Source organism: Ancrocorticia sp. (genome assembly GCF_052089425.1).
Classification (GTDB): domain Bacteria; phylum Actinomycetota; class Actinomycetes; order Actinomycetales; family Actinomycetaceae; genus Ancrocorticia.
Genome location: NZ_JBQCZW010000013.1, coordinates 1 through 8829, shown reverse-complemented (window position 1 = coordinate 8829; position 8829 = coordinate 1). Strand labels below are relative to the sequence as shown.

The window sequence follows — 8829 nt, the reverse complement described above, 5'->3', positions numbered from 1 at the left end:
GGAGCCCCGAAACCGAAGCTTTCCAAAACGCTCTGGCCATCGTCTGAGAGGATGAGATCCAAGAAGGTCTGAGCACCCTCGGCGTTCTCCGCATCCTTCACGATTGCGATCCGGTAATCGTTAATGATGTCATCAGCGCCGGGAACCTCGATGGTCTCCACAGCATCTCCGGCACTCGTGGCGTCAGTGACGTAAACAAGACCAGCGTCAGCTTCCCCGGACGTCACCTTGCCCAGAACGTCCGTCACGGACTGTTCTTCGGACACGGGAGAGAGTTCGAGATCGTTGACCTCTTCAAGTTCCACGGTTGCAGCGCCACACGGAACTTCCTCGGCACACACAACAAGCTTCTTGCCATCAAGCGAACCATCATCAAGGCCCGTCACCTCGCCCGGATTACCGGAAGGAACAACCATGACAAGCGTGTTCGAGGTGAAGCTTTGCGAGGGTTCAACCAGATCCTGATCCTCGGCGTCAGTCATCGTCTTGGCGTTTGCCGTGAGCAGCAGATCTGCCCGTGCACCGCCAGCCAACTGATCCACGAGGCCAGAAGAACCATCGAAGTTATAGGTGAATTCAGCGTCAGGGTACTCATCCGTGAGCTGCTGATCGATTTCCGGAAGCACATCAACCAACGATGCCGCAGCAAAAACGTTGATTGTCCCTAGGGATTCCGAGGCGCCGTCAGTGGCAGCATCGGTTGCTTCGTCAGAGCTGTCGCCGCCGCATGCAGCCAGCATGAGGCTTGCCGAGAGCGCGAACGCGAGCGCACTCGCCTTCTTGAGATTCTTCATTTTCTTCCTTCTTCGTTGAGGTACTTGACCGTTGTTTCCCCGAACGCTCATCGCGCCGGTGGAATAACAATCGATACGTTGGTGGCTTTGATCTGTGCTGAGGCCAGAGAGCCGGGAACGATCCCCAGTTCTTCCACTGCCTCGGTTGATATGAGGCTAACTACCCGATACCGCCCGCACTGGAGAACAACTTGGCTCATCACCTTGTCACTCACCACCTCCAGCACGAGACCCTCGAGAAGGTTGCGCGTAGATGCGCGGCCCTCTGACACGTGCGGATTGGTTGCCTTGACGTATTGGGCGAGCGATTCACCATCAACTTCCCGCGGACTCGTCCCGGGAACAGCTGTGAGCTTGCCGCTTTCAATCCATCGGCGGACTGTATCATCCGAAACTCCGAGGACGCGTGAGGCCTCGGAAATGCGATAACTGACCATGCGCTCCAGCATACCGGGATTGCGCAAAGTATCGCGACTTTTCCACTATTATGCGGAGGTTTTCACATGGGATTAACGCATCTGCTCACCAGCGAGCGAAATAACGCACGGAGCGCCGGGGAAGTTTGCGGCCAGATCGGCGTCTACCTTGTCCGAAGAAAGGACCGCGAGCATGGCGCTGATCATCCCTTTGTGCATCGCGCACGTCAGAGGATTGGGGTACTGGCCGTCTTGAGAAAACGGGCATACGGTCAGGTTGATGCTCTGATCATCGGCGCCGGCAACGGCACCGAAACCGAGAGTGGAAAAGAGGATACGCAACCGTGCCAACGGATGTTCTCGGACCTCATGGGAGCCTTCTGACCCATCCAGTGCGATGCTGGAATCCTTGGCGAGCCGCTGGCCCCACAAGCCTCCGATTTTTTCGGCATCTGCCACCGGGGTGGCGCTGGTGGTTTCGAGGTAGGCGCACACCGCCCGAGCGAACGTGGAAAACTCGCGCATGATCACGGAAAGATCGGCTGGGACTGAGCTCTCATACTCCCACGCGGGCCTGCCACGACTGGCCGAAGGAACCCTCGCCCGCCGCACGAGTCCGTACTCCACCAACACGGAGAGCGTTTCGCGAACGGAATTGGCATGCAATCCCGTCATGTCGCTCAGGACACTAATAGTGGCTGGTTCACCATAATCGGACAACACGAGCAGCATAGATCGCTGCTTTGGCGTGAGAGAAGCCATCCCGGCAGTGATGGCCGAAAATGAATCCACATCGCTCTGGCGCACCGTGCCTCCCATGGTTGCCTGCGTATCCGATAACTCAACCAGACTAACCTCCCAAACAGTCCACAACGTGGGACTGAAGTGCATCGGCACCAGTCCAATGCCTGCCGGTCCTATTCGAGCAGCATGCGCAGATCTTCGGAGGTGAGCCGCGCTCCCCCAACGGCGCCAGGGGTAGCAGCCGATTCGCCGGTGCCACGTCCGGCACCACTTTCGCCCGAACCAACGCCCGCACCACCCGTACCTTCGCTGGAGAGCACACCGGAAACAAGCTGCCGCTTGCTGTCCTGGAGCGCCACAACCTTTTCCTCGATGGTGTTCTGAGAAACCAACCGATACACGTGCACGTTGCGGGTTTGCCCAATGCGATGGGTGCGATCAACGGCCTGCTCCTCCACGGCGGGATTCCACCAGGGATCGGTGAGCACAACGTAATCGGCCATCGTGAGGTTGAGCCCCACCCCACCAGCTTTCAGGCTGATGAGGAATACGGGATCGTTGCCATCGGCGAAGCCCTCGATCACTTTGGCACGCCGCGGCGTAGTGCCATCCAGATACGAATACGAAATGCCCTCAGCATCCAACCGCTCAGCAATCATGTGGAGGTAGCGCGTGAATTGGCTAAACACCAACGTTCGATGCCCTTCACCGCTAGCCTCTTGCAGCAAAGGCAGCAACGCGTCCAGCTTGGAGGAGGGAGCCTTCGAATCCTCGATCACCAGCTTGGGATCGATGGACAACTGCCGCAGGCGGGTCAGTGCGCTGAGAACTTCCACCCGGTTGTGGTCCAGATCGTCGGCCAAGTGGAGCACCCGCTGGCGTTCGCGCTGGAGCTGGCGATCATAGAGCCTGCGGTGGCCCGGCGCCAGCTCCACCTCCATCACCTGCTCCTGCTTCTCCGGAAGCTCGGAGGCCACGAGCTTCTTGGTGCGCCTCAACAGGAAGGGGGCGATCCGGCGGCGCAACAGCCCCAGGTGTTCGCCGGCATGTTCCCCGCCCTTTTCGATGGGCTTTTGCACCTGTTCGCGGAACTGCTTGGCCGAGCCGAGCAGCCCAGGTGAAACCAGTGCGAACATTGCCCAGAGTTCAGTCAGATTGTTTTCCATCGGGGTGCCGGTGATAGCGAACGTGACGGGCGAGCCCACTTTCAGCAGGCTCGTGAACGTTTTGGACGCCGGATTTTTAGCCTGCTGGGCTTCGTCCAGAATCATTCCGGTGGGGTTCAGCGCCGCATAATCCTCGTATTCCAGCCGGAGCAGCGTATAGGACGTCACCAGTACGTCCACATTGCGCGCTACCGCCGCCAGAGACCGCGCGCGCCGCTTGTTCGTGGATTCCACGGTTGCTACGCGTAGTCCCGGGGTGAACTTACGCGCTTCCGCGGCCCAGTTTGCTACCACGGACGTTGGGGCGACGACGATCCACGGTCCCAACGTCTTATCTTCGCGATGCTGCCTCTCGTCCAGAATCATCGCGAGGGTCTGAACAGTTTTGCCGAGCCCCATATCATCGGCCAGCACGCCACCCAAGCCCGCCCGCTGAAGGTTTGTCAGCCACTGAAATCCAGTTTCTTGGTATGGCCGCAGGTGCGCCGTGAGTCCACTCGGGATGGGGGCGGGATCCTGCGGGTTGGTCACAGCATCGTGGATGGCCCTCAACCACTTACTCTGGGATTCCTCGACCACGTCCAGTGCCAGAAGATCTTCCCACCAGGTTGTGCGGACCTTGGCAACGCGCAAGCCGGAACGGCGCTGATCGGTGAGGCCGCGGGCCTCGGTCACCAACTCACGCAGCTGGGACAACTCGGGGGTGTCCAGCTGAACGTATTCACCACTCGGCAGGAACAACACGTCCTCGCCCTGAGTGAGCGCACGGATCAGCTCGGACATTGGGACCTGATAGTCTCCCACGTTCATCACGATGTTGAGATCGAGCCAGTCACGCTGATCGGATTCGCCCACGTCAACCGACACCCGGGCATCATCTGCCCGGCGGAACTCGCGAGCTTCACCCACCTCGTCAATCACTACGTCAAGCTGATCCAAACGGGGGCGTATCTGCTCGCTGAACGTCACCACGTCCATGCCCTTGATGCGGCTCTCTTGGCGCGGCTCACCCTCCTTGACTGTTGCCGGAAGAATTTTCATCGCATCGGCCACTTCCGCGAGCAGCTCGGCTTCCTTGACCGCGTCACGGCGCGGATTCTTCGGATCGGGAGTGAGCCGCTGGCTGCGCCTGCGCTTAGCCTCTTGGCGCCGGGAGTCCTGAATCGCCTGAAGCATCGGGTAGAGCTCATCGCGCATATCCATCATGTCCGATACGTCCGGCAGAGAACCCACCTTTCCCGATTCCATCGCCTTGAGTGCATCGGAATCCTTGCCCCACGACCAGTGGAGGAACAGTTCAGGCCGCGAACTGACAGTATCGGAGAACAAGGCGAGATGAAGCTCTGGATCATCGGGCGGCTTCGGCTCATACGTTCCTCCCGGTGAGGTCCAACCCACCCGCGAAATGAGCGGCAACAGTTCGCGTTCGAAGGTTTCACGTTCCTCTCTGGGCACCCTCACGCCGTCCTTTTGAACGGCAAGGCGCTGCCACTGCTGCGCCGCGGGTTCTTCGAGGCCGGCCAGATGAACAGTTCCGTCAGCCCTCCAGGCCACGCCCTTCAGCGGCATACCGAGCCTCACAACCGATCCATCGTCGGGTAACTCGGCGTGCTCTAGCTCAGCACGAATTGTCAGGGAGCCACCGGCAAGGGCGCCGTCGGCGTCATCCAATAAATCCACTCCCGTGGAATCCTCGCGGATGGTCACGAGCGCGCGCACCGGCTCGGCCTCCAGCGTGACCGGCTCCCACGAATCCTGCTCGATGAACTGGACGCCGGAATCCGCGATCGCGCGCAGGGCAGGCCACAGCGCCGGAGAATTCACGGCGGCTAAGTTGAGCCACTGCGTCCCGCCATAGCCACCGGAGATGGAGTGCAGCTCGCGCAACTGGTCCAGGGCGCCGATCTGCCGCGGATCAGCGTCAAGCCCGCGCGAACCGATCTGATTCCAGGACACCCCGGTGGTGACCCACGGCTGGCGCTTCCCCTCACGCACCGGGCGCACTTGGACCATGCCTGCCGTACCCAGATTCGTCATACCGTAGGGCGAACGGCGCCCCGGTGCTGACGCGGCCTGACGCGGAGCCGTGAACTGGACCGCCAGCGCGATGGTCATTTCCTCTTCCGGCATCTGGAAGATATTGCCGAGCGTAGCCTGCCAAGACGCGGAAGGCTGTGTGCCCGCTTGTCCTTGATTCTCTTCCTGGTTCAAATGAGTGATCAGGAGCGCCACGCAGTGCTTGCAATCCACGCCAACCGGGCAGGAACACGAGCCGGACATCCACGTGACAACACCGCTACGCGACAGGCGGTAATCCACGTTTTCGGTGTAAACATTGGATCCCGATCCGCTACTTGTGCCCTTGAGGTAGCCTTCGCCACGTTCTGCGGCGGGCTTGCCTTCGACATATGGTGGATCATTTTCGGTGATTCGAACGCGGCCATCCTGCGCGTACTTTAGCCCACGGCTATAGGTGGCCGGACCCACCAATCCCACAAGCTCCACCGGTCCGCGCATGCCCGCCATCATAGTTGACTAGGGCGGGCGGGCCGAGCCTTTTTCACGCATGGCGTGAGGGGATGACTCAACATGACACGAGATTCCTTGGCGGCGGAGCGGCGCCTATCATGGATGGGTGAGCGTGCCGAAGATTCTCCTGTATTACCTGTTCGCACCCGTGGCCGATCCGGAGGCCGTGCGGCTGTGGCAGCGCGAGCTGTGCGATTCGCTCGGCCTGCGCGGGCGCATCATCATCTCCCCACACGGGATCAACGGAACCGTGGGCGGTGAGCTGGATGCATGTAAGCAATACATCAAGCGCACCAAGGAATACGGACCATTCACGAAGCTGCCGGAGAACGTCAAGTGGAGCGACGGCAGCGGATTTGAGGATGCGCCCGTGGGCGCTGGAGAGTTTCGTGGGGCGAGCCGGCCAGCTCCGTGGAAGCTGATCACAGATTTTCCGCGGCTTTCCGTCAAGGTGCGCGATGAGCTCGTTGCTTTCGGGGCGCCCGATGAGGTCAAGGTTGGAGCAGACGGCGTGATTGGTGGGGGCACACACCTCTCCCCCGATCAGGTCAACGAACTCGTGGCCAGCCGCGACGATGTGGTGTTCTTTGACGGGCGTAACGCCTACGAGGCGGCAATCGGCAAGTTCAAGGACGCAATTGTTCCCGAGATCTCCACAACGCACGGGTTCATCGAGGCGATCGAATCCGGTGCTTTCGACGATGTGAAAGACAAGCCAGTGATCACGTACTGCACGGGCGGCGTGCGATGCGAAATCCTTTCCGTTCTGATGAAAAACCGCGGGTTCTCCGATGTGTATCAGATTGACGGCGGCATCGTGAAGTACGGCGAAGCCTACGGCAACGACGGCCTGTGGAACGGCTCTCTGGCTGTGTTCGACGGCAGGGAGACCGTTGACTTCGCGCCCGATGCCCAAGTGATCGGGACGTGCGCGGTGTGCGGGAAGAGCTCCTCGCATCTGGTCAACTGTGCGGACCCGAGCTGCCGCGCCCGGTTCGTGGCCTGCGATGAGCACGCTCATGAGAAATGCATTGCTCACGGCGGGCGGGCCGATGCCTCACCGAGCGCCCTCGCACACTAGGTGACGGCGGTACGCGCAGGCGGTGCCCGGGGTTTTTGGAGTTCGTGGGGCTTCTGGACAGGGAAACCTGCACGGCTCCGAAGAATCGGGCAATGCTGCAGACTATTTAGAACGAGGCGGCACGCGCATTCGTAACAAACTGGCGGATAAGATCGTGGCTTTTCACGCCCCGCGACGATTCGACTCCGCTGGACACATCTACTCCCCACGGGCGGGCCTGAGCAATCGCCTCCGCAACATTGGCTGGATTGAGGCCACCCGCAAGCAGCCATTGGCCAACCGGGCGGGTCCCAGCCGTATCCAAGGCGCCCAGATCCCACCGCTTGCCCGAACCCGCCTGCGGGGCATCCAATAGCAAGCACTCTTCTCCGTAGGCCCCAACCGTGAGGTCGATTCCCGGCGCCAGCGAGGTGGCGCGCCAGATTCTCGGAAACAGCTGAGCAGCCAGCATGAAGTCTTCAGGCGTGTAGCGCCCGTGCATCTGAAGCACGGAGGCACCAATAGCTTGGGCAAACTCCACGGATTCACGCACGGGCGTGCTGGCCACAACCAGCACAGTGTCTACTTCTCCACCGGCGGATTCGATAACTCGGGCAGCGTCAGGCTCCTCAAGGTTGCGGGGGCTGCCGGCAGCGTGAACCACGCCGATAGCGTCAGCCCCAGATTCTCGGGCAACTGCCACGTCCTCGGCTGTCTTGAGCCCACACACCTTGATGTACATGGGACCAGCCTAGCCAGAATGATCGGTGTTGGCCTAGCGGAGTGGCCCTGAGAACAGGGCGCTGCTGGCCGGCGACATAGGGACCTGCCACCTAGAGCTCGCGCATCAGCCGCATCATGCTCACTTCAATCTGGAATGGCCGCGAGGATTTGACGCCACTGTGGGACTGCGAGCCGTAGATGCGCCCGCGTTCACCCTCACGCCATGCGGGGAAGGCGGGGTCTCCGGCATAAATGAATCTCACCCAGTCATTTTGGGTGGCGGTAGCCAGTGCACGTGGGGCGGCACTGGTGCCGAATACGCGCTTGACGTTTTCGTCCGCCAAGCAGTTGAACACGAAGGGGACTTCCACGCAATGATCGGCCAACCCGGTGGAGGGTTTCTGCCATGCAAACTCGTATACCCAAGTACCTGCCTTCTTCGCCGGCCCCGTCACCCCGGTATCCACATCGCCAGTTGAGGCAACTCTGGCGCTTGCCCGCGCTTGGACGATGTTCAGCATCGGGAGGTGGAAAGCCCCAGCCGTGAGCAGCTGCCCTAATGCTTTGGTTGTGTCGTTTTCCAGCTCCGGGAATTCGCGGAGCATCGCCCAGGCCCCAAGCTTCGGAAACCCCGCTTTGGAGAGAACCGTTCGGGCATCGTCTCCCCGATTCCATATGGGCCTCATCGGTGCTGTTTGCTGAGTGTATTCGTGGCGCGTGCAGCCGATGAGGAGTGGCACGTCAAAGCCAGCCCCCCTGAACGTGGCCGCCATAACCGAGGCAGGCAGGAACTGATCGCTCCCATCAAAAACTGGACCAAAAGGTAGCGTTTTGGCCCATTGATCGCGCGGGAAGCTCGCGGCCTCCACTGTGGCACACGCGAACTTGACCGGATCAGGAGAGAGAACGATGTCCTCCCCCAGCCCGATGGACGCGTCAATAATCTGATCTTCTGTGAGAGAACGCCAGCCCTCAATGCCCGGACGCACGCCGGTCCGCTCAGCAATTTTCGCGGCTATCATCCGCGCCTGACTGAGTGGACGATCGCCAATAGCGGGACTTTGAGCAATGGCTCGGACGAACAGGCCTGCAGATAGTGGGCTAGCCAAGTGGCATAGGACGCTGCCACCACCAGCACTCTGGCCCGCGATCGTGACCCGGCCCGGATCGCCACCGAACTGGCTAATGTTGTCACGGACCCACTTCAATGCAAGTACCTGATCTAGTAGCCCACGGTTGAGTGGCGCGTCCGAGCCGTCAACGTAGCCAAACCCATCAAACCCCACGCGGTAGCTGATGGAAACTGTCACAACGCTGCGTTCGTTGAACGCCTGACCATCAAACCACGGGCTTGAAGGCGAGCCTCCCTCGTAGGATCCGCCATGAATCCACACCAT

At 60.6% G+C, this 8829-nt stretch carries 7 protein-coding genes; 1 reads left to right on the top strand and 6 read right to left on the bottom strand.

Annotated elements, in window-relative coordinates:
- The 4 genes from modA to ACTHV6_RS05890 form a co-directional block, all read right to left on the bottom strand.
- Positions 1 to 794, bottom strand: a 794-nt coding sequence (gene modA, locus ACTHV6_RS05905) for a molybdate ABC transporter substrate-binding protein (RefSeq protein WP_441386357.1), incomplete at its 3' end; no start/stop codon positions are given.
- Between the two features lie 47 nt (positions 795 to 841).
- The gene (locus tag ACTHV6_RS05900; RefSeq protein ID WP_441386356.1) at positions 842 to 1231 is read right to left on the bottom strand and encodes a TOBE domain-containing protein; all 390 of its coding nucleotides are present in this window, start codon (positions 1229 to 1231) and stop codon (positions 842 to 844) included.
- Positions 1232 to 1303: 72 nt separating this feature from the next.
- Positions 1304 to 2029: a helix-turn-helix transcriptional regulator gene (locus ACTHV6_RS05895; protein ID WP_441386355.1), complete on the bottom strand. Its 726-nt coding sequence runs from the start codon at positions 2027 to 2029 to the stop codon at positions 1304 to 1306.
- Between the two features lie 98 nt (positions 2030 to 2127).
- Complete coding sequence (locus ACTHV6_RS05890) at positions 2128 to 5637, bottom strand: DEAD/DEAH box helicase (RefSeq protein WP_441386354.1); 3510 nt, start codon at positions 5635 to 5637, stop codon at positions 2128 to 2130.
- A gap of 118 nt (positions 5638 to 5755) precedes the next feature.
- Between ACTHV6_RS05890 and ACTHV6_RS05885 the strand changes: the two genes are divergently transcribed.
- Positions 5756 to 6730, top strand: a complete 975-nt coding sequence (locus ACTHV6_RS05885) for a tRNA uridine(34) hydroxylase (protein ID WP_441386353.1) — start codon at positions 5756 to 5758, stop codon at positions 6728 to 6730.
- 106 nt (positions 6731 to 6836) lie between these two features.
- Here the strand turns inward: ACTHV6_RS05885 and ACTHV6_RS05880 are convergent, their stop codons facing one another.
- Together ACTHV6_RS05880 and ACTHV6_RS05875 are read right to left on the bottom strand one after the other, a co-directional pair.
- Positions 6837 to 7451, bottom strand: a complete 615-nt coding sequence (locus ACTHV6_RS05880) for a phosphoribosylanthranilate isomerase (RefSeq protein ID WP_441386352.1) — start codon at positions 7449 to 7451, stop codon at positions 6837 to 6839.
- A gap of 91 nt (positions 7452 to 7542) precedes the next feature.
- Positions 7543 to 8829, bottom strand: a 1287-nt coding sequence (locus tag ACTHV6_RS05875; protein WP_441386351.1) for a carboxylesterase family protein, incomplete at its 5' end; no start/stop codon positions are given.